Annotated in this window: 17 protein-coding genes; all 17 read right to left on the bottom strand. The window is 57.2% G+C overall.

All coding sequences use genetic code 11. The features are described 5' to 3' along the window. Positions 1-20 precede the first annotated feature (20 nt). The gene (locus PA598K_RS12965) at positions 21-1,952 is read right to left on the bottom strand and encodes an RCC1 domain-containing protein (protein ID WP_128657373.1); all 1,932 of its coding nucleotides are present in this window, start codon (positions 1,950-1,952) and stop codon (positions 21-23) included. A gap of 1,603 nt (positions 1,953-3,555) precedes the next feature. Beyond that, positions 3,556-4,203, bottom strand: a complete 648-nt coding sequence (locus tag PA598K_RS12955) for a hypothetical protein (RefSeq protein WP_128657371.1) — start codon at positions 4,201-4,203, stop codon at positions 3,556-3,558. Between the two features lie 16 nt (positions 4,204-4,219). Further along, positions 4,220-4,876: a pyridoxine/pyridoxamine 5'-phosphate oxidase gene (locus PA598K_RS12950; protein WP_128657370.1), complete on the bottom strand. Its 657-nt coding sequence runs from the start codon at positions 4,874-4,876 to the stop codon at positions 4,220-4,222. A gap of 118 nt (positions 4,877-4,994) precedes the next feature. Continuing rightward, complete coding sequence (locus tag PA598K_RS12945) at positions 4,995-5,213, bottom strand: hypothetical protein (RefSeq protein ID WP_128657369.1); 219 nt, start codon at positions 5,211-5,213, stop codon at positions 4,995-4,997. Positions 5,214-5,303: 90 nt separating this feature from the next. After that, positions 5,304-6,497, bottom strand: coding sequence for a Ger(x)C family spore germination protein (locus PA598K_RS12940; RefSeq protein WP_128657368.1), 1,194 nt, complete (start codon positions 6,495-6,497; stop codon positions 5,304-5,306). Between the two features lie 5 nt (positions 6,498-6,502). Continuing rightward, positions 6,503-7,627, bottom strand: coding sequence for a GerAB/ArcD/ProY family transporter (locus PA598K_RS12935; protein WP_128657367.1), 1,125 nt, complete (start codon positions 7,625-7,627; stop codon positions 6,503-6,505). A 21-nt stretch (positions 7,628-7,648) separates the two neighbouring features. Further along, positions 7,649-9,061 carry a spore germination protein gene (locus tag PA598K_RS12930; protein WP_128657366.1) on the bottom strand — a complete coding sequence of 471 codons (1,413 nt, stop codon included), beginning with the start codon at positions 9,059-9,061 and terminating at the stop codon, positions 7,649-7,651. 162 nt (positions 9,062-9,223) lie between these two features. Then, entirely contained in the window at positions 9,224-11,593 is a 2,370-nt protein-coding gene (locus tag PA598K_RS12925; RefSeq protein WP_128657365.1) for a helix-turn-helix domain-containing protein, read from the bottom strand. Between the two features lie 179 nt (positions 11,594-11,772). Next, a complete protein-coding gene (locus PA598K_RS12920) occupies positions 11,773-12,576 on the bottom strand; it encodes a helix-turn-helix transcriptional regulator (RefSeq protein WP_128657364.1) in 804 nt (267 codons plus the stop codon). After that, positions 12,576-13,142 (bottom strand): adenylyl-sulfate kinase, encoded by a 567-nt coding sequence (locus PA598K_RS12915; protein ID WP_221414130.1) that lies wholly within the window; start codon positions 13,140-13,142, stop codon positions 12,576-12,578. The genes PA598K_RS12920 and PA598K_RS12915 overlap by 1 nt, the downstream gene beginning before the upstream one ends. After that, positions 13,139-14,194, bottom strand: a complete 1,056-nt coding sequence (locus PA598K_RS37295; RefSeq protein ID WP_221414129.1) for a BtrH N-terminal domain-containing protein — start codon at positions 14,192-14,194, stop codon at positions 13,139-13,141. The genes PA598K_RS12915 and PA598K_RS37295 overlap by 4 nt, the downstream gene beginning before the upstream one ends. 60 nt (positions 14,195-14,254) lie before the next feature. Next, the gene (locus tag PA598K_RS12910) at positions 14,255-14,992 is read right to left on the bottom strand and encodes a phosphocholine cytidylyltransferase family protein (RefSeq protein WP_128657362.1); all 738 of its coding nucleotides are present in this window, start codon (positions 14,990-14,992) and stop codon (positions 14,255-14,257) included. A 10-nt stretch (positions 14,993-15,002) separates the two neighbouring features. Continuing rightward, on the bottom strand, positions 15,003-15,773 hold the full coding sequence (locus PA598K_RS12905) for a class I SAM-dependent methyltransferase (RefSeq protein WP_221414128.1): 771 nt from the start codon (positions 15,771-15,773) through the stop codon (positions 15,003-15,005). Then, entirely contained in the window at positions 15,754-16,449 is a 696-nt protein-coding gene (locus tag PA598K_RS12900; RefSeq protein WP_128657361.1) for a gamma-glutamyl-gamma-aminobutyrate hydrolase family protein, read from the bottom strand. The genes PA598K_RS12905 and PA598K_RS12900 overlap by 20 nt, the downstream gene beginning before the upstream one ends. Further along, positions 16,446-18,779 carry a PEP/pyruvate-binding domain-containing protein gene (locus PA598K_RS12895; RefSeq protein WP_128657360.1) on the bottom strand — a complete coding sequence of 778 codons (2,334 nt, stop codon included), beginning with the start codon at positions 18,777-18,779 and terminating at the stop codon, positions 16,446-16,448. Before PA598K_RS12895 ends, PA598K_RS12900 begins: the two co-directional genes overlap by 4 nt. Beyond that, on the bottom strand, positions 18,776-21,664 hold the full coding sequence (locus tag PA598K_RS12890; RefSeq protein ID WP_128657359.1) for an AMP-binding protein: 2,889 nt from the start codon (positions 21,662-21,664) through the stop codon (positions 18,776-18,778). The genes PA598K_RS12895 and PA598K_RS12890 overlap by 4 nt, the downstream gene beginning before the upstream one ends. After that, on the bottom strand, positions 21,642-22,434 hold a 793-nt coding region (locus PA598K_RS12885), incomplete at its 5' end, for a beta-ketoacyl synthase chain length factor (protein ID WP_128657358.1). The genes PA598K_RS12890 and PA598K_RS12885, both read right to left, overlap by 23 nt.

Raw genomic sequence — 22,434 nt, 5'->3', positions numbered from 1 at the left:
CGAGAGCTTTCCCTTAATTCTTACTGATAGAGGCTATTTAAAACTTGAGTTGAATTGCCATTTTGATCATATCCGTAGGTGCGAAGGTACTTTTGCCCACCCTGCAAGAAATAGATCCCTTTCAGACGATTATTATCATCATAGACATATCTTGGCTTATTAGGTGTTCTAAAGCTATTCAGGGATAGGACCGTCTCGGAAATACCGTTAGAAGATGACTTGCCTAGTTGTCCGTACTGATTGGTTCCCCAACCAAAGACCCCACCATCATCTAACATTGCTACTGCAAAGGTGTCACCAGCACTTACAGAAACAATTCCCTGTAATGTTTGAGTGCCAAGTGGCCCTGCTACAAGGCTAGCTGTATTCATTGTAGTGAACGTATTAGCAAGCCATGGCGGTTTTCCCCAACTGACAACAGTACCATCCTCAATTAGCGCTAATGCATAGTTTGATCCGGCGCTGACTTCTTTTACGTTTCCAAGGATCTTCGTGGGAATATCATCTATCCTAACTTGGACTGGATCAGGAGTCCAGTAATCATAACCTTCTCTAGGAATTTGAACATTACTACTATCCCCTAATTGACCATTCCCTCCATAACCCCATGTAAGTACTGTTTTATCCGTTTTAAGCGCAACTGAAAATTCATCTCCCGCACTAACAGATACTACGCCTTGCGTAATTAAACTTGGGTACAATATGTAGTTAGGCTCAATCATCCAAGGATCTTCAATTTCTCTATATTGACCAACCTGACCATAATAATTATTTCCCCATCCCCAAACTGTGTTGTCGGATCGAACAGCAAGTGAGTGACTAGCACCTGCACTTACAGAAATAACATTGGTTAAAACACCTGAACCATTTGGCCCTTTGACTTGTACCGGGAATGAACTCGTTGTTTGGGTTCCATTCCCTAATTGCCCTCCATAGTTACCTCCCCATGCCCAAACCGTACCATCATTTTTAAGTGCTAAGGCAAATTCCCTTCCAGCACTCACCTGCTTTACTCCTGACAAGTAACCTACTCCGCCAGGGCCTTTAATTCGATCTGGATTATTCCCTTCTCCCCACTCCCAAACATAGCCATTATTATCTACCGCTAATGTACGATTAGCCTTAGAACTTATGCTCACGATACCGCTTAATTGATTACTGCCATTAATCACATAAGTACCCAGATGATTGTTTACCGTGGTTCCATTTCCTAATTGTTTAGAATCATTTCTTCCCCATGACTGAATTTTTCCATTAAATAAAAGCGAAACATGACTTCCACCTGCACTAATACCAACATCAACTGGTTCTTCATATGGAGGCTCTTCTATTGGAGGCTCTTCTACCGGAGGTTGCTCGTAATACTCAACTTCAATTACTGTAAATAATTGCGTTTCATAATAATTGTTATCTGTCGTATAAAAAATCCCTCCAAAGAAATCCCTTTCTCCAACAAGAGTTAAAAGTTGTTGACCTGATAAAGTTAATGAGCTACCGTCAGCAGTGATTGGTACGAATGACGTATTACCTATTAGAATTCCTTCAGCAAGACTAGGAGGCATACTAATATTGCATCCATCTCCATAGCTGCAATCATTATCCTCAACATCACTGAGGGCTAAATAAACTTGAAAAGTAGAATGTACGGGTTCCCAGTTCCTCCCTGGACGTTCCCAATACTCCGCCTTAAAACTAATTTCTTTAATTTGGCTTGTATTCAAATTTGGCAATGAATGAATCGTCATATTTGTGTTAAATCCCTCCAAAAGTGTACTTGTTACGGTCTGTACATTATTTGGATTAGCTGATAATAAGCTTAGACTGGTTTGAGGGGCGTTTTCTTTAATTTTAGAATTCTGCAAGGAATCTACCTCATCAGTATTAATGACGGTATAGATGGTATAAGAAAAAAAACATGATATCAAAAAGAAAAAAACGGCAAATTTCTTCATTTTTCAATTACCTCCATATTATTTATAAATAACATCCACAAATTTCACAAAACAAATCACATAGAAGTAACACAACCTTTCCATTAAATCTTTCTAATTAATTATCGGTCAAAATCACGAAAAATAATAGGGGATTTTTTTGTCTTATAACGTCTAATAAAATCGAATTTTGTCGAATATCGATATAATTTATCCAGAACAAAAAGCATGCACCTCGCAGGACAGCTAGATAACAAAGACAACTAATAGAAAAAGAGGTGTTCCGAATGGGAAAAGAGGACAATATTATGGTGAAGAGCGTAAAGAACAACATAATACGTAAAGAAAGTTATCATGATTAAGGAGTTTAATTTACTGCAACCAAATCCCCCCCTCTGTCAGAATAGTTGTCGTGCCCCAGTGGGGATAACGAGGACCAGGTGAGGACCATGAACCAAACAAATGAGAAATAAAAGCAAAATATTTTAGAGCGGATGTTGCCCCCGAATAATTAATCGGTGAGTCGGTTAGCCATGGAGAGCGGGGTCTCCGAGATGATGTTAGTTAATTGTGATGGGCCGAGTGCAACCGAGCACGGCTGATGTGTCCACTGAGCGATGAAATACACACGAGAAGTTCACGATCATCATCGAAAGTTTAAGTGAAATCGAGTTCGAGTGTACTGCCGAACAAAAGTGTTATGCGTCAAGCAGGTGGAGACCTGACGGGATGCTTGGTTGCAGGCTAATGGCGTCGTTCCCGCCCAGACAGGCAAGCTGCAGGAAGAACTTCGCATCAAAGAGCAAGAGAAAAACTTTAGACGAGAACTGAAACGCAAAGAAGCCGCGCTCGCTGGAGCCGCAGCCTTGTTGGTACTACGAAAAAAAGGGGCCGGGCGATTTTTTTTTTGGGGGGTCCCAAGGACTAGTGATTCCTGCCTCAGATCGCAAGCAAATCATCACCCTGATTCATGCCGCCGTCATTGACGGTGCAAGAGAAACCTTGGCGTGCCAGGAGTTGGGGCTGTCCCAGCGAACGCTGCGCGCAAGCAAGGCAGCACGGCTCGCCACACTTCCAACGCCTGCCAACAAGCTAAGCGAGGCGGAAAAGCAGTAGGTACTGGAGGTTCTTCAGCAGCCTCATAACCGGAGCCTTCCGCCAAAACCAGATTGTACCGGCTTTAGCTAACAAAGGGAGCTTCATCGCTTCGGAGTCGAGCTCTATCGCACCATGCATAAGCATCATCATCAGCACCATCGCGACCGTAGCAAAAAGTCCACCGCGAGGCCGCTCACCAACCAAGCTGTAAACTGGGATGAATGGAGTGTGGTGTCACCCTACCTACACCACTTAACAGGCAGGTTGCTAATTGATTCTAGTTACAGCCACGAACTGGCTTCGCGAAACTCGGTTGGACATGTAAGCTGAGCGATTGGGAATTTCGCAGAGCGCACAGCTAGAGCGCGATGTCAGATGACTTAAGCAGAATGGCGGAGCCTCCGTAGTAGTCCGTGATCGGAAAGCCATTTACATGGCCAAGGGGGCAGTTTTTTTTCGAGGAATTTGCAACATTTATCTTGACAAACACCATAAACCGTAAGGAAAGCGGCCGTGAATATAGACATCAATTGACTCCATCCCTCATTTCATTAACTAAACGCGTCAATTCGAGTCTTATTTTCTTATCCTTCTCCCCAGTATAGGGCTGCTCCAGAATAAGCAAGGCTTCCCGGCTGATGCTTCGAGTCGTTATGGCGAACCGGACGGTTGAATAGGATCTGTTGTCTAACAGAGTTATCATGTCTTCCTGGGACAAGCTTTGCCCATGCTGCAAGTTTCTGCGGCATCTGGAAGCAAAGCTTTCCTTTAATACCGTTTTCGTAGGAATACGGGCCAATACCTCATTCAATTGCGCTTCTGTTAATAGGTCTTCTTTTATTAATCCAATTACTAGGCTCTCCAGCGCGACATATTTTGTTCGTTCGTATGCGTCTACTAATCTGCTGAAAAGCTCTTCCGACAGCGACTTCTGTTTCACCTTTCTCCAAAAGAACGACCACACGATGTGCTCTAATGGACCGTCATCTAAAGTAATATCATCTATATTCTGATAGATGAAATCCAAGGCAGCGTCGGATAGATCGTGATGAAGAGACAACTGCTCACTCATCCCTAGATTCGAAAGCAAACGATTAACGCGATTGATTAACGAGGCATCATTTGATGCGGATAAGACGATGGCATTGATTTGGTTTGCAGTTGATATTGACATAGCCCCCTTCTTGCAATTAAGGCCACAGTCTGACTATCTTCCATTGACTGCCTTGCTTAACATATCGAATTCGTTTATGTTTTCGCTCGGGGTCTCCTTGCCAAAACTCTACTTCTTGCGGGTCCACCGCATATAATCTCCACTGAGGCGTAATCACTTCTGGATTGCGAGCAATCCGGTTTTTCTGAGCTGCAACGGAGCTGTCCACACTCTCTTCACTATCCAGTACCTGACTCTGGCGTTCTGTCATCGCAACGGCTCTAGCCCCCATAGAGCGTTGTCTGAAATCATCCGCTCCCGCTTCGTCCCCTTGATCCTGGACGATCCCTCTCACGCGAATCTGCCTTCCCAATACAGGCCAATAGAAGGTTAATGCCACATGCGGGTTCCCCTGCAGTTGCTGTCCTTTTCGACTCGCTGAACTGGATGCAAAGTAGAAGCTGTCGCCAACGATTTGTTTTAGTATTAAAACTCGCGCATCAGGATACCCTTCCGCGTCCACCGTCGATAACGCCATCGCATGGGGCTCTTTGACATCGTTATCCATGGCGCATCTTAACCAATCCAAAAAAAGCAGCCCTGGACGGGCTGGCAACTTCTCCATATCCCATTGCGGGAACGGTCCGGCTAAAGAATGTAGATTGCGCAACAGGTTATCTGATTCATTGCCCATATCATTACCTCCATGCAAGATTCCCATTGGAGCCCTGTTTCGTTGACATGTTTTTCCTACAAATAAATTGTAGCTCGCAAAATGAATTCCGTCTATACACTATGACTTAAAAACACCCTCACTCCATGATCTTATCCAGTCTTCCAAAAAGAAGCTTCATCATCCGGGTAGGCCCGGGCAAGCCGGGATAGATGAGGAGCAGCAGCGCCAGGAGAGTGGCAGCCAGCGTAATGCCGGCCATCGCCGCCCGCATCTTTTTGCTTTTGCTGCCTCGCCACTCGCCCAGGATAATGGCAACCGCCAGGACAACGATACCGAGGGTGGATAGAAACTTCATGTCAGCACTCCTTCCTGCATGCCATACTGACTGGGCGGGAGCGTCCTTTATGCCTCCGACGAGGCAGTAAGATCGCGTCCGTCCACTCGACTACTTGGTCGCTTGGCGCGGGATGCCTTGAGGTTCAATCGATTGGCCGCTATCGGTAATGACGACATTCCCTGTAATTTCTACTCTCATATTGCGATAAATAGTTAACCACTCCCCTTGGCGCTGCTTCCATAGTCCAGGATAGTGACGGCGGAACTTGTCGGCGAATTGATAAATGTCGGCTGACAGCTCCTGCCGGGCAAGCTGAAGAGCGTCTTCGGTCAGCTCCTTGAAACGATTCAGCCAAGCCCCCTCCACTTTGCTTCGCAGGATGGGATCGAGCAGATCAAGATCAGTTGTATTCAATACCACCTCACCCTCGGCTTTGAAGTGGATGCCCATGCTCCATTCCCCGTTTGTAATATGTGGCGTCAGACTGGTTTTGACCTCATTCATGCGGATGGAGAAGGAGCCTTTCACCTGCTCCAGCTCTACAGGCATAATTAAGTTGTTTAATTCATTGCAAAGCAGCAATACCCCCACGCTTACCGGCTCCAGAGCGGTCTTAACATAGTAGCCGTCCTTAAACAGACTGATGCCTTTGGCGTAAGGCGTCGTGATGCGTTTCTTTTGCTCGGGATCCGAAGGGGAGATCAGCATACGAGACAAAACAACGGCGCTGCTAGGGCTCGCAACCGCTTGGGCCAGCTCCAGCATCGTCACGCGGGCACCCAGCCCGAGATTGGCCATCTCGCGCAGCGATTCGGCCGAGCTTCTCTCCAGCGGGTCCATGAGCGCCAGCACTTCCTTGGCGTCGCCGCCGCTGGTGAACACATAGGCATGCTCCCGGAATTGGGGATAGCGGAGCAGGAAATCAATATATTCGCGAAGTCCCTGCTTGCCCGCCTGCTCGCTAATGACCACGACCTCGCAGTGTCCCCAGAACATCTCGCGCGACACCTTCCTTTGCAGACGATTCAAGGCTTCCGCTATCGTGCTGCCCTCCGCTGTGCGTGTCATCGTCACCCCACTTGGGCTGCTTTCCGAGCTTCCGGTACTGCTAATGCTCCCGCTTTGACGAGGAATAAAGATTTGCGCGGTGAGCTGCACTTGCTGGTCGGCATAGTCAATGCCGGTAGCCAAAACAATCGCCAAATCGTTGATTTCCGTTCGATCCCAACAGCCAGACAACAGCAGGCTGCACAAAAGAGGAAGAAAACAAGCAGCGCTGCATCGGATTGTCCTTCGCTTCATATCCTTCAGCTCCTTTTGGGATCAGCTTGGTTGTCGTTATTTCCGGCGCCTTTTTTGCGCAAAAGCGCTACGATATAAAGGGCGGTGGGCAGCACCAGCAAAATAAGCATGGTGTATGCATGCGCTGAAGGACCAAGAAGACCGGAGGCTCCGGGTCGATCGGAGACGATCCAATAGGTGTAAGCCATGCATAGATAGGATAGCGGGAACACGAGCGGCTTGTAGCTGCTCAGGCCAAGCCACTGCGCTGCTGTAATGGCGAAAATATACAGGAAGACAGATATTTTCACGAAAATGCCAAACATCCAAATCGCAATAATAATCGACTCGATATGCTGCAAAAAATCTGCGATCGTAATGTACCGTGCCGCGATCATCATCGGATAGCCAAAGCTGCTCGTAAGATCGCCCAGCAGGAAGAGACAAAACAGATTGGTCGTTACCATGGCTACGGTTGTAATTGCAAGCGAAGTCAGCATAATCGGCTTGATATTTTTGTTTGAATGAACAAAGGGAAGTAGGAACGCCAACACCAAATATTCGCTAAACCAGGCCGCCGGGGCAATGGCCCCCTTGAGGGAAGGCAGCAAGCCATCCTCCATGAAGGGCAACAGCTCCTCCGGATTCAGTTCGCCGATCAGCAGGAAAAAAATCAAGCACAACAGAAAGGCCAGCAGGACGACAAAAACTTGCGAGGTTCTGCCCACCACTTCAATGCCGAGTCTGACATTGAGCGCGCAAACCGCAGTCATCGTCCCCATAATGACAAAAAGCGGCGTCTCGGGCAAAGCATTGCTGGAAATAAACTCGCCGTACGCCCGAATAATCATCCCCAGGAGATGAGGCAAATAAATCAAAAAAATAAAGCCAAACAGCTTGCCTGGCAGCCAGCCAAGGATATGCAAGCTCGATTGGATAATCGTCTGTCCTGGATAAAGAGAACTCAAGCCCAGCGAGACGCCAATCGTCGCCAGCCCTACAAGGGAGCCCCAAACAGGCGACAGCCACATATCGTGACCCGCATAATGCATCGTAAGACTGGGGATGGACAAAATAGCAGTGGCCAAAATAGCCGGAAGCATCATAATCGCAAGCTGGGAGGCCGATATTTTCCCTTGATCCGGAAGCATAAGCGAAAACTCCTTTGTATCTTAACGTGACTTGCTCCATGGCAGGGTACGCGACCAAACATCATGCAGCCTCCTGCCGGAAGTAGGCGCAATAGGATACAGATACGGCGTGCCAAATGAGCGAATACTGCTCAAGTGAATGACAAGCAGTATGATGCCTAGCATAATGCCGATCAGTCCAAGCGTGCCCGCAAGCAGCATAATCGGAAAGCGGAGCAGACGGGTGGAAATACTAGCCGAATAGCGCGGAATCATAAAAGATGCAATGCCGGTCATCGCCACGACAATAATCATCGGCGCCGATACGATGCCTGCCGATGTGGCGGCTTGTCCGATGATAAGCGCGCCTACGATACTGACGGCGGAGCCGATCTGCTTGGGCAAGCGCACGCCCGCTTCTCTCAGCGCTTCAAACGAGACCTCCATAATGAGCGCCTCGATGAGCGCGGGGAATGGGATCTCCTCGCGAGCTCTGGCGATGCTCAGCAGCAAGACGGTCGGAACCATCTCCTGATGAAAGGTAGTAATCGCTACATAGGCCGAAGGCAGCAAGAGCGACAAGATATAAAACACGTAGCGCATCCATCGAATCGCGACGCTGATGTAGATGTTCTGATAATAATCCTCGGGCGATTGAAGCATCGAGGACAGGGTGATAGGCGCAACGAGGCTGAAGGGCGTCCCATCCACCAAAATGACAAAACGGCCTTCCAGCAAATTGGAGACGACCACGTCCGGGCGTTCCGTAGCGAGCATTTGCGGAAAAGGGGAAAAGCGTTCGTCAACAATGCCTTCCTCGATCGTATGGCTCTCCAGCACGGAGTCAAGCTCCAGGCGGCCAAGTCGCCGCTCGGCTTCTTCGACAAGCTCCGGGGCAATAACCCCCTCCACATAAGCCAAGGTCACCTTGGTGTTGGTATATTTGCCTATCGTCAGAGACTTGGATTTGAAAGCCGGTATTTTTAGTCTCATCCGCAGCAGCGCCATATTGCTCTCCAGCGATTCCGTAAAGCCATCCCGAGCGCCTCGAACCGTAGATTCGGCTGCTGGCTCTTCTGTCGTCCGGCCTATGTTCTTGGAGAGGGCGAACACCGAGCCGCTCGGCTGGCCTTCCACAAGCAACAACGCAAGGCCGTCCAGAATGGCTTGTGTGGCCTCCTCGATCGTAAATACAAGCTGGCTGGAGGATACCGCCGGCGATCCGGCGTCAGCCTCGGCTAGCGGCATCAGCACTTGTCTCTCGATCCGCTCGGCGTCGCATAACCCGACACAAAAAATACAGACCGCAAAAAGACCGCTTTCGGTCTGAAAGCTGTGGAAGATAATATCCGAGCAGCCTGAAAAAACGGTCTGAAGCCTTGCTTCGTCGATGTCCGGTCGCCCTGTAATAACGTCGTTGTCCTTACTGTCCACCGTGCTCTCTCTGTTGCTCATGCTTGTCCCTCCCCCACCCCATATCTCGTCAAGCTACCTATGTAGATTATGAGTAGGATGCGTAAGGAAAAGGGAAATTATGCATCTTGGAGCTACGAAAAGGCCTCCCTCTGCTCTAAAGCGAAGGAGACCTTTTCCTACTAGCTGTCATACGCTCAACCGCTATTGCATACGATAGACGTTCCGATACTCTCCGGGCGGAATGTTCAGCACTTTTTTGAAGGCGCGATAGAACGAGATATGGTTGGGATAGCCGCTCTGCTCGGCGATCGACTGGATCGGCTCGTCGGTCTCGGCCAGCATCCGCTTGGCATGCTCCAGCCGGGACTGGATGACGTAATCGACAAACTTGACGCCAAGCTCCTCCTTAAAGATCTGGCTGAGCGCGCTGGGCCGCACCTGAAGCGCCGAGCTGACGGCAGCAAGCGACAAGGACGGCTCTGTAAAATGCCGGTCGACATAGGCTTTGGCCTGCATCGCCAGATGGTATGGCCGCCGTGCTTCGCGCTCCTCCTCCAGCACCTGCGCGAAGGCTGACCATTCCTTTATTAGCTCGACCTCCAGCTCATCAAGCGTCTCGACATGCTCCTTCATCTCGGCAAAACGAGGTATAAATGCCTCCTTCCATTGATGTTGAATGTTTGCGGGCAAGACGGTCACTTCCTTCTCCATCTGCACCATCGCGCTATGTATCAGCATCGTCAAATCTTGCTTCGTCACTCTCCCCTCTCTTAGCGCCTTGAACCATAGAACCAGCTTGCCCTGCCAGTCCGCCTCCATCATCCGCAAGGAACGAGCCACTTGCTCCAGCGCTTGCAGATCGGCATAGCTGTCCAGGCTGCGCTTGCATGAGCTGCATGTATCGTCGATCCTCGCTCCAGCTCCGAACACCGGCTTGAGCGACAGATTGTCCTGCGCGCTGCGGTACGATGCGGCGATCGTCTCTACGCTCTTAGCGTCTGTCCCTATGCCGATCGATACGCTCATCCTCAGGTACTGCTGCACCCACCCTTGCCACTCGTCGGCCAAGGCTGCCACCAACCTCGGCGGCTCTTGCTCAGGGCTGCGCAGATGCAGGACGCATGCGAGCCGGTGCGACGTCATCCATACGAGCCGCGTTGACAGCCCGTGTGCTCCGGCAGCCTCCTGCAACGACTGCTCCATCGCGTAACGGAACAACTGACGATCTCTCGCCGGATACTGCGCTGCAAAGGCAGCCTGCCCGTCAATCTCCGCCAGGAACACGCCTATCCGATCATAACGATGAGGCAGCTGCAGCTCCGACAGCCGCGATATATACTGTGCCTCGGTCAACATGACATGCCCTGTCAGCAGGTCGTAATCGAGTCGCTGGCTCTGCAAGCTTCGCCACTCATCATCAGGTACGGCCTCTTGTACGCCGCCGGTCGGCGCAGCTGGCTGTACGCTAGACTTAGGATCTAGCGCCTCCTGGCACATCTCGTCCGGAGCGATCGTCATGACGTTGCCTGCGCCTGCTCGCCCGTCGGGCTGGCCTCTCGCTCCGCTGATCGGCAGTCCGCAAGCCTGCTCTGCCAGTTGCCCGGGGTGGTCGCGAACGGCGAGGATAGCTTCCGCTGCGATCCTCTCCTCCGCCTCACATCTGCCCGCCGTCTCCCATCCGAACCCCGACTCGGCAGCTTCCGGTTGTCCTGGGCCAGGACGTCTGCGAACAGCCATCGTGAGGAAGACCAGCGCTACAGTCGTCGGCAGCAACGCTACCCCTGCCCATCTGCGATGCTCCGGCGAGATCGGCACATAGCCCGACAGGTACTCGTTTTTCCAGCGGTACATCCAGCCGGTGTACTCGGAGCGGACCAGCGTCGACGTCACGGCCTCTTTACCTTCAGATGTCATCCCCCCATCCGACGCGCCATACAGGAGCTCGACAGACCCGGCAGCGCTTTCAATAAACGTGTTCACCTTTCGCTCCAGTGCATCTGTGTCTACATTAATGATGATCGCGCCTCGCTTGGAGGGAGCGTCCGCGAACACTCGCATGAGCGAGACGACCTGTCGCGTCCGACCTTCTTCATCTCCTTCCCGCAGGAAGCGAGGTCCCGTCCATTGCGCGGTAATCTCTCCCCTATAGTGGTCGAGGATATACGCCTGGTCAGGGAACTGGTACAAGCTGCGGATGCCCGCAGCGGATATGACCCTTTGAGCGCCGTGATCGTAGAGATAGATCGAGCTATGGACGGGAAGCGACGCCTCCAGCTCCCGCAACGACCGCCGGGTCTGGGCTTCTTCAGCGACCGTCATGGCCCGATTGGAGTAAAATTGCTGCAGCGCCTTGTTCGTCAACAGCTCGCTGATCGTATTGCGCTCGGCAAGCAGCAGACTCGCATCCGCCTGGTAGATGATCCGCTCCAGTATCGTCCGTTGACTCTCCTGTTGATCGTCCGCCGATGCGCCGGCAAGCGCCACCACTGCGAAAAAAATAAGCGCGATGACCACAATAGACAGCATGGGGATATACGAAAGCAGCCTTCGGCAACCCCGCAACATCGTCATTGCACCAGCTCCCTTTCGCAAGTTAGGTTTGTACAATTTTCCTTTTCATCTAGTATATAGGTCATCTTGGCAAAGGGACAAGATGAGAGACTATAGCTTGTACTTTCTAAACTATAGATGTTTGGCTGACGGCTGCGCCTATCCGAGCAAAAACGCCCTCCAAAAGGAGGACGCCTTCATTAACCTCGCTCTTCCTTGTCGCGGCGGTCCAGCTTCATCCTCGCCGCGACGCGGTCCCGGTTCGGGGAGACGCCGTAGTAGCGCTTGTAGATCGAGCCGAACTGGGAGCTGGAGACGTGGCCCAGAGAGAGCGCAATATCCTTGATCTTCATCGTCGTACTGCGTACAAGGACCCTCGCCTTGCCCATGCGGATCTGCTGCAGATGCTGCATCGGCGACACCCGGTACACGCGCGAGTACATCGTGCTCAGGTAGACGGGATGACAGCCGGCCAGATGGGACAAATCATGCAGCGTCAGCGGCTTGTCGCAATGGGTGAGCATATAATGGTAGACCGAAGCGACGCGCTGCTCCATCGCCTCTCGCGGCCTCCGCGCCACCTCCCGGCGAGGATCGAGCGGGCAGGAGGCGAGGAAGCGCAGCAGGCCTCGCTCGGCCGCCGCCAGCTCCTGCTCGGAATGGATCGGCCCGGCGAGCAGCCGCTCCGCCCTGCAGCGGGCCGCGGCCTCGGTGATCGGCGCGACCCAGCCCTGCTCGGCAGACTCTGCGTCCTGCACCTCGCAGATCATCGCCCGGAAGCGGAGAGCCAGCGTCGCGTGCGGCGCCAGATCGAGCGGACCGACGGCGAGCACGACCTCGCCGCTGTCCAGATCGGTGACGCTTTGGCCCTGCATCAGGCTGAGCGGATGCAGCGCCTGCAGCAGGATCAGCTGGTGCTGCTGGATGATCTGCTGCGGACGCACCGACTTCCTGCTCAGCATGACCGACTGCTGCGACAAGAAGGCGTGCAACCGGATCTTCATCAAGCCCCCTCCCCCCTTCGCCCCTGTGATTGCAATGGCTCGATCGATGCCCCCAACCGCAGGATGTCCTCGACGATCGCGTCGAGCCCGCGCTGTCCGTCGTTGTCGACGACGAGATCCGGCTGCAGCGGCTCCTCGAAGGGTTGGCCCCTTCCGACCACCTGCTGCGACTCGACGACGCTGGCTGCCGCGCCCGAATACAGCCCCTTCTGATCGCGCGCCGCCAGCGTCTCTGCCGACGCCCTCACATAGACCTCGCTATAGCGCTCGATATGGGCTCGATTCCAGTCGCGGCACGCATGGAACATCGAGATCGTCGCACAGACGACATCGAGCCCCTGCTCCGCCAGCATCCGGCACAGCCTGGCATAACGCATCGCACTGGCATAACGGTCGGCTGTCGAGTAGCCGAGATCATGACCGAACGCCTCGCGCAGACTATCGCCATCGAGCAGGACGACGCCGTCGCGCCGCTCCTTCAGCTGCGCATAGAGGCGCTTGCTGATCGTGGTCTTGCCTGCGCCTGCCAGTCCGGTGATCCAGTACACGCGGCCCTGCCTGCTCAACTGGCCTCCATATCGGCCCGCTCCAGGCTCTCCAGCAGACGATGCAGCAGCTCGCGCTCCGTCAGACAGCGCTCCAGGTACGGCTCCATCTCCGCCGCATAATCTGCCGCCGCCGGACGGTCCGGCTTCACATAATACTGGATCAGCTTGGTACGGATCAGCCCCCATGCCCGGTACAGCTCCGTAAATCCGTCTCGCAGCTCTCCGGTCAGCCCGCCTCCGATAATCCCGTTGCTATCCAGGTAGTCGATTAGCATCAAGTTGCGCTGCTGATAGTAGAGCGGGTAAGAGAGCCGCAGATTAACGCTGAGATCCTGCCCGCTCATCGCCAGCGCGATCTCGGCGAACTGCTCGCGATAATGCGTCACTGCGTCGAGCCCTCGCAGCAGCGTCTCCCGCTCTGTCTCCACAGGCGTTCCATATAGCTGCTTGCGGATATTGGCGCGGATTACGCCGACGGGCGCGACGGGCGACATCCGCTCCTGGAGCACGCGCAGCGAGAGGCCGTACCGATCTTCCTCGGCGACGCTGTCATAGGCATTTTGCAGCCGTTCGTAGCTCAGCTCATACGGGATGATCTTGCCCGGCGGCACGCAATCCTCGGCTGTGAAGACGACAGACCGCGCATCGTCGTAGCCGTAGACGAGTACGGGATGGACCATATGACGATGCATCGATTCCGGACAATACGGGAAATGATAGCGGTTTAATCGCAAGACGCAATAGTGTCCGCTGCGCGTATGGCGCTTCACCAGATCGACGATATCCGTCTCCAGGCCAAGCGTCAGCTCTGTGCGCTCCACATAGCGATCGCAAAGCTCGTCCGGCAGTTCGCGGGTTACATAGGGGAGCAGCCAGCCGTTGTATTGCAGCTCCCGGTACGCCTCTTCCGTTATGGCGTCGCGCCTCGGCACACCGATCGCATACTGGGACGCGACGAGCGGAACCAGCGCTTCGAACTCCTCATGTCTGCTCGTCAGCAAACCGACCACGTTATTCCAGTAACAGTCGATCCGATTCGTATTGTATGGCTCAAAGTCAAGCTTGATCATATCAGGCGTCTCCTTCCTGAAGTACATGCGCTTATAGGGAATCGGTCCTCCGAACCTGGATCAGAGCACCCTCCGGTAGCGTTGCTCGTAGAGATGCAGATCGGACGCCCGATCCACCTCCAGCCAGAGGCCCTCGTAGGGGAGCGCAGCGATGGCCTCGCCCTGGCCCAGCAATCCGGCCAGCAAGCTCGTCACATCCATGCGCGCCTGCTCGCTCGCACTGCAGCCGTCCAGAAACTTGCGGATCGTCCGCCAGCCCGCAGGCGTCAGACGGAGCAGCCCCATAAACTGCCCCTCCACCTCCTCCAGCGTCGCCGGCACGCCGCCGATCTCCGCCACGTCGCCGTTGGCCGTCAACCGGAACGTCTCGGCGTCGGTGAGCGGGTCGTCGAAGCGCGCCTCCCACAAGGCGCGCCACTGCGTGCTGTACGGGATCGCGATGTCGGCATCTGGCGCGCCGCGCAGCAGCAGCTCGATCGCGGACTGACTGTACACGATATCCGTATAGCTGACGAGACACGGACCCTGCTCCAGCCACGAGGCTGCGCAGCACAGACTAGCGACCATATTGGTATCCGACCATTGTGCATTCGTATAATAAGTGACATCCTCGACCTGGATGCGCTCCGCCCTGTAGCCGCGCACGATCGCGATCTCGCGGATGCCCGCCGCGCGCAGCGCCTCCAGCTGGCGGTCGATCAGCCGCTTGCCGAGCAGCATCGTCCGGCATTTGGGCTCCTCCTCCGTCAGCTCGCCCAGCCGGCTGCCCCGGCCCGCCGCCAGCAGTATCGCTCTCATCTGCCGCCCTCTACAACGCCTGGACGGTCCAGGCCCGCGTCTTGTATGGCACGCGGATCGTCTGGAGGTCGCCGAGCAGCCGATCGATCTCGCCGACGATCCGCTCGAACAGCTCCGGCCCGGCCTGCACCTGGATATCGTTGACGGAACGCCAGGCGTTCAGATACCGTTCCTTGGACATATCGACATGGTGAGGCGCCTCGACGAACAACAGTCGGCCGAAATGTCCGGTCGCCTGCAGCGCCTCCTCCAGCCCGTTCATATGGCTGTGCGAGCCGGACGAGACTCGCTTCAGCTCCGGCACATAATGACGGATCAGCGCCTCGATCTCCTCATGCAAGGCGTTGCCCTCGATATGGCGCGGGTTCCACAGTGCCGTGAAGTGTCCCCCCTCCCTCAAGAGCCGATGGAACTCGGCGAGGGCGCGCGGCTGGTCCGTCCAATGGAAGGACGAGGCCATAAACACCCAATCGACCGAGTCCTCGGCCAGTCCGGTCTCCTCGGCGGAGCCTTGGCGCCACTCGAACTGTCGGCCGCCAGCCTCCAGCCGCACCCCCTCCTCACGCATCGCGTCATTGGGCTCGACCGCGACGCCTCGCAGGCCCAGCTCGGCCAGCAGCTCGGTCAGCTTGCCAGTGCCGGCGCCGACATCGGCTGCGGTGAAGGAAGGCCGCTCGGCCCCGGTATGGGCCATCAGTACGCGGAGCGCCGTCTCGGAGTAGCCGGGACGATGGATGTATTGCTTGGCGAGCAATGTAAAATCACCGTGAGTCATGTTCATGCGCATTCTCTCCTCTAAATAAAAGTTGGATCATCCTCAGATCAGATGCTGCAAATGGCTGCTCCCGCTCCGGGTGCCACATGATGCCCCGGATCGGCAGCCGGCGATGCGCCACAGCCTCGATGACGCCGTCCTCTGCGACGGCCGTCACGGCCAGCTCGGCTACGGTAGCGCGGGCGCCATAGCAATGGTAGCTGTTGCGCGGGACGGCGCTGGCGGGGGATGCTGCTACATTACTGCGTAACTGTCCGCCGTTGCCATAGCTGGAGCGGGCTGCAGTGCTGTCAGGCTCGCACACGAGGTGGCGCGTCGCGACATGCCCTTCCACTGGCGCGAGCGGCACGCCCCAGCGATGCTGGATCGCCTGCATGCCGCGGCACACCCCGAGCAGGGGCACGACGTGCGCGCTGGCATAATCGAGCAGCCAGCGCTCGACCTCGTCGCGCTCCGGCGAGGCGCCGCCGTACGTAGCCAGATCGCCGCCCCCGGTCAGCACGAAGCCGTGGAGCGGCAGCTGCTCGACCAGGCTTTGCACCGCCCGCATATGATTGGGCAGCAGGACTGGCAGACAGCCGCAAGCGGTCAGCAGCTCGACCCAGCGCTGGTCGATCGCATCGCGACGCTCGCCGCGCGCGCCCCACACGTCGACGCGCAGCGTGACGCCGATCCGTCTCATCGGATCACCCGCAGCTGCTTGCTGGCGCAATCGATCGTCAACAGCTCGGCCTGACTGCAGCGGCGGTACAATACCTCTCCGGCGCCGACCACCGCCGGGATCGACAGCTCGCCTGCACGGATCGCCATATGCGAGTTGGCCCCTCCGTACATCGTCACGAACCCGGCGATGCCGGTCGAGAAGATCCAGTCATAGCCCGGATCGGCGCTCGGCAGCAGCAGGATGCTCCCCTCGAGCCGCTCGCGCGCATCCTCCGGGAAGACGACGGGGCCCGTCGCCTCCCGGAGCGTGATGTAGTTCGGCTCGCACTCGGGGTAGCTGAATCGCCATACGTCGGCCGGCTCGGTGATGAGCGGCGGCAGCTCCAGCTGCAGCGTTGCCCGGTGCCGACGCCTGCCCTGCTCGATGCTGCTGCGCAGCAGACTGCGCAGGTCGCCGTCCGACTCGTAGGCTCGCTTGATGACGAGGATATTGGCATAAGAGGCCTCTTCCTTGGACAAGCCATACTCCGCCGCCACCTCCCCGAACAGCCGGAGCGCCTCGCTCAAGCTTTTGGTGAAGACGAACTTGGAGTATTCCCGGCCCTCGATCGCCGTCTTCAGGAAGTCGAACAGACGCAGCACGTCGCCTCCCAGCAAGCCATGCTCCTGCAGCAAAGCCTGGATGCGCCGGTATTGCGCCAGCGACAGGAAAAAGGGCGGCTTGTCCGCTGTCTCCTTGCCGGCTCGCGACGGCTCAAAGGCGAAATATTGCTCCGGCGCTTCATCGTAGCGCGGCGAGCACAGCTCATAGGTGCCCGGCCGCAGATGCCCGTATTTCGCCAGGAACTCCGTCTCCTCCAGCTGGCCGTAATCCTGGCTGATGCGACCGCTGACCGTCTCCAGACTGCTCATGTAGTGCTCGTAGTCCGTATCCGAGAGGATGCCGATCGCCACGAGCGAACGCAGCAGCTGCACCGCGATGAACCCTCCGCGCGCAAGCCCGGCGAACGGCAGCGTGCCGTATCGCTTGCAATCCTCCAGCAGCCAGTAGATCTTGGACACCTTGTCCAGCGAGCTGTCCATCATCGTCGCCCGCCTCGCCTCCAGCTCCTCGATCCGCTCCAGGTCGCTGCCCAGCAGACCGTTGTCGGGACAGACGATCTGATTGGTCAGCGCCTTCAGGCACTGCGCCAGCCGATGCAGCTCCGCAGAGGTAAAGCCATGCTCCAGCAGTCCGGACAACTGGCGATCCAGGTCAAAGGTGAAGCAGGAGAAAATAATCTCGAACTCGACCTTGTCGTGATGCTTCGGGTTGTTGATCAGTCGCTGCATGTAGTAGTCGAGGAGTTTTTCGCTAAGCGGCGGCTCCAGCTCCCTCGGCAGGAATGAATTGAAGCTGACCCGCACATCGATGTACGGCATGCCGCCAAGGTCGATCAGCAGCGGGAAGCTGCGGACGTTCTGGTAGCCGTAGCGGCTGCGCTGATACGCCCAGATGCTGTCGGTCACCAGCTCCTTGTACAGCGACAAGGCAAGCGGGCGCGGCCGGATGCCGATGATCTCGGCCGGATTCCAGTCTGGCATGACGCCGTAAACGGTCTTGCTGCCATACAGATACGGCTGTCGCTGCTGGCCCTGCGCCACCTTGTCTGCGATGCGCTGCAGCAGCTCGATCTGCTCCTGCAGATCTGCGGGCTCGCAGACGACGGCGAGCGGACGCGCCTGGAACAGATACAGACAGCCGCCCGCATCCAGAGCGAACTCAAGATCGAGGCTCGCGGTCATCAGCAGGCTCTCGAGCTCGCGGATCAGCGCGACGACGCGGTCCCATGGCGCAGCAGGCGGCTCGGGCGAGCCCTTGAAGTAATAGTAGGTTTTGAGCCCGCCGACCGTGCCGGCCGTGACCGTGTCGGACGCGCCGCTGCTATCGTCATAGTTAATAATGATATAGTGTCCGCCGTTGTTGGGATTGGCGCTGAAGGCGACGCCGCTGACTGCGATGTCCGCCAGCATCGGCTGGATGAACACATCATGCGGCGCTCCCGCCTCCGGCGGATAGGACGCGATCACCTGATTGACCGCAACGATCGTCTCGCCCTCGCCGTGCACATCGAGCACCGACTCGTAACGCCCGGCGTGCGAGGCCGCCGCTCCGTCCTCTCCGGCGGCGCTGCTGCGCACGATAAGCGGCTGCCCGGACCAGGACTGCAGCCGCAGTCGCGCCAGTACAGCGGCCTGGCTTGCACGCCATTCCTCCACCGAGAATTGCAGCAGCGGCAGCACCCTCGCCTGCGTCACCTGCTCTCTCAGACGCTCGAGCGTCCCTGCCTTCGTACCGAATACCGTCATGGCTCACGCCCTCCGCTCGCCGATCGGATCGCGCCGGATAGGAGCCGCGCCTTGTACTCCAGACGTCCTTGCTCGTCTGCTTGCCGCTCGGCCGCCAGCAGCTTCATGCATAGCCGGTAGATGACGACGCGCACCGCTTCCGGCTGACTGGCAAGCGCCTCATACGCCGCTTCGAAACGGAACGGCTCCTTCAGCTGCTCGTACAATGCCGCGTCGCTCTCTGCCGCATCGCCCTCCATTGCCTCGCCATCCCCAGCATTGCCGTCCTTCGTACGACCGCTTTCATCGCTATCCACCGCTACGCCGCTATCGACGGCCTGAGGAGCCGAGCGCTCATACCCCCATGCCCGGTATTTGACGCGCAGCATCCGCTTCAGCTTGTCCTTGTCGCCTGGCGACAGCAGGTCTTCGTACGTTTTGGAGACAGTGCGATCGGTGAAGCCGGTCAGCTGCTCGGAGGTTAACGAGTTCCACCAGGTTAGCCCGCCGAACGTGCTGCGCAGCAGACTGTCCTCCCAGCGGATGCCCAGCATACCGCATAGCAGCTCCAGCGTCGCTCGCGGCTGCGCATGCACATCCTCCAGCCGGAGGACGCAGGTCTGCTCTGCCCATTCGGCTCTCGCCGGCACGGACTGGAACAGCGATTGCAGCTGATAAGACAGATTGTATAGCGTCGCCTGACCCGATCGGAGCTGATAATGCAGCGCCGAGCCGAAGGCAATGACCGGATCGCGCACCATATGGAGCAGACGGGCGTAAGGAAACAACGTCAGCAGCCGCTCGGTATCCGCGATATGGGTCGCAAAATGGATACCGCCCTCGACGATGACCGGCAGCTCGCCCGCCTGCGGATCGCAGCTGCCGCCCAGCGCCAGGAATGCCGCCAGGTGCACCGCCTGATAGAACAGCTTGAGCTCGAGCTTCTCGGCCCCCGTCACAATCTCTGCCAGCTCCTGCCGGAAACGGACGCGATCGATCGTGAACAGCTGATCCCGGCTCTCGCCAAGCGTACACATACCGCTCATGCGAGGCTCCTCCAGGATGCGTCCTTCGTTGAACTCTCCGGGAAAAGCCGCGAAGATCGCCTCGGCCAGCGTCTGCGGATCGGGTCGACCGTCCGCCGCATCGACCTCGGACTGCCATAGCTTGAACAACACAGGTCCGCTCAGCATCGACACGATTACTTGCGAGTGGCTGTCCAGCAAACTCTTGAGCAGATGGGTGCCGCTCCGACCATAGCAGTAGATGCTGACGACCTTGCTCAGCGCTGCTGCATAGTCCCGCTTCGTCGTCTGCATGCCGCCGATCGCCGTGCGCAACCGCTCGCACTCATGAGAGAGCACCTGCCCCTCCGAGGTCGAGCCCGCGAGGCGACGCGCCCTCGCATACAGATCCAGCGCCTCCAGCAGTCGGCCTTGCCGCTCGTACAACGCGCCGAGGTCCCACAGCGCGGTCAGCGTCTCCGGCTCGCGGAGCAGCCGTCGCTGCAGACGCTCTTCCTCCCGCTCGAGCTGATGCGGATGGATGCGCAGCAGCTTGCCGGTCGAGGTCCGCGGCAGGCGACTGCTCCAGCAATAGCGGCGGGGCAGCTTGTAGTCCGCCATCTGCTCCCGGCACCAGGCTAGCAGCTCGGACTCCTGCAGCTCCGGCTCCCGCTCGATATGCGCCTCGATGCGCGCGCCATCCTCAGACAGGCAGACGAGCGCCTCGCGAACCTTCGGGTGCTGTCTGAGCTTGGCCTCCACCTCCTGCAGATTGACCTTGAGCCCGCCGATGCTGACGATACTGTCCGACCGGCCCTCCACATGCACATAGCCGTCGCTGTCCACATAGCCGCTGTCGCCCATCACGAACCAGCCCGCCTGCCAGCGCTCGCCCCCGGCCGGGGACAGATACGGCGACTCCGGCAGCGCTGCCTGCAGCTCGCCTCGCACATCGCGCAGACTGACGCCCGGCAATGGCCGGCCTACCGTCTCGGGGCGGCGGCCCTCCCAGTCCATCGTCAGCACGCCCGTCTCGCTCGTGCCGTACTGCTGGCCGATCGAGACGCGGTAACGGCTGTAAAACGCCTCATGCGTCTCCGGTGACAGCGCCTCGCCTGCGGAGATCGCCCGTCGCAGATGCTCCAGCGGGGCGGCTGCAGGCGACTGAGCCAGCAGCTGATAATGGAAGGGCACGCCGAACATGACGGTGATCCGCTCCTCGCGCAACGTCTCCAGCAGCTGCGCGCTCTGATTATTCCTCGGGAAATATAGCACGGCTCCGACGTACAGCGTCTGCAGCAGCCCATTCAACAGGCCGTACGTATGCGTCAGCGGCGCAAGCGTCAGCACCCGGTCGGCAGGAGAGAGCAGCGGCTCGGCGGTCAGCTTGTACAGATCCAGCAGGATCGCCTCGCGTCTGCGGCCGATCGCCTTGGGCGTCCCGGTAGAGCCGGAGGTGAACAGGATGAGCGCATGATCCGGGTCAGGAGCGCGCTCCGGGCGCGGCAGCCGGACCAGCTCGACCTCGATCCGGTCCTCGAAGGCCGCCAGCGGGTTGTGCCGACCTACAGCTCGCACATAATAATGCGGCGGCACTTGTCGCAGCATCGCCTCGCTCTCCGCCTGCTTGAGCCGGCTGTCCAGCAGCATCGCCTGAGCCCCCAGACGCCATATCGCGTAGAGCAACGCGATGAAGGTCAGCGAGCCCTTGAGCTGCAGGGCGACCAGCTCGCCAGCCGCTACGCCTTGCTCCATCAGCAGCTGCCGCTGCCGCTCGATCTCTATCTCCAGCTCTGCATAAGTAAAGGCCATCTCCCCCTTCACCGCCAGCGCCTCCGGCAACGCGGCGCGAGAGAGCAGCATCTGCCCGAACGCTTGCTTATCGATTGAGTGTAACAGCATAGCCTCCCCCTCCGAATAGATCGTCGTAGACGGCAGCCGGAGCTGCCATCTCCCCTCGGCTGATCCTGCTCGCTGCGATCGCCAGGTCGGCCAACCCCTGATTGCCCGCTAACGGGCGAGCCGGTCGATCGCTGCTGTCGGCAGCCGATTGTCCCCCCACCTCCTCTATATACACCGCTGCGCCATCCCCGGACGAGCGTTCCAGCAGCAGCGCCACGGCATGATCGCATGCTCGCATCGCGTCCCCTTCCGTCAGCTCGGCCAGCAGCTCGTCCGCGCGGTCAGATCGCAGCTCCACGCCGATGACCAGCACCTGCTCGACATCCGGCAGCTCGCTGTAGAGCATCGCCATCTCCAGCAGCGCAGACAGACCGTCACCCGCATGCGCGAGTGTCGTCATCAGACCCGTCAGGCCGTACTGCCTGGCCGCATAGCCCAGGATCGAGTTCGGGACGGACTGATAGAACAGCAGCGGATTATGGACCTGGCCCGCCAGCAGATTGCGGCTGGCGCGGTCGGATGTCCCGGTATCGCCAAGCGCGCTCGCCAGCACGATCGCCAGCCGCGCGGGATCGCGGACGTTGCCCGAGTCCATATGCGACCGGATCATCTGATAGACGAGCGGCGGGAACGCCGACTCGATAAAGCCCGGCACCTGCGCCGGCTTGGCGGTCAAAGGGAGCTCGTCAACAGCCGGCTGGACGGCGTTCAGCGGGCGCTCGTCAGCGGGCGGCTGGACGCTACTCGGCGAGCGCTCGTCAACAGGCGAC

Origin of the sequence: Paenibacillus sp. 598K (assembly GCF_003851045.1) — a bacterium.
Classification (GTDB): Bacteria; Bacillota; Bacilli; order Paenibacillales; family Paenibacillaceae; genus Paenibacillus_D.
This window is presented reverse-complemented; position numbering and strand designations above follow the sequence as displayed.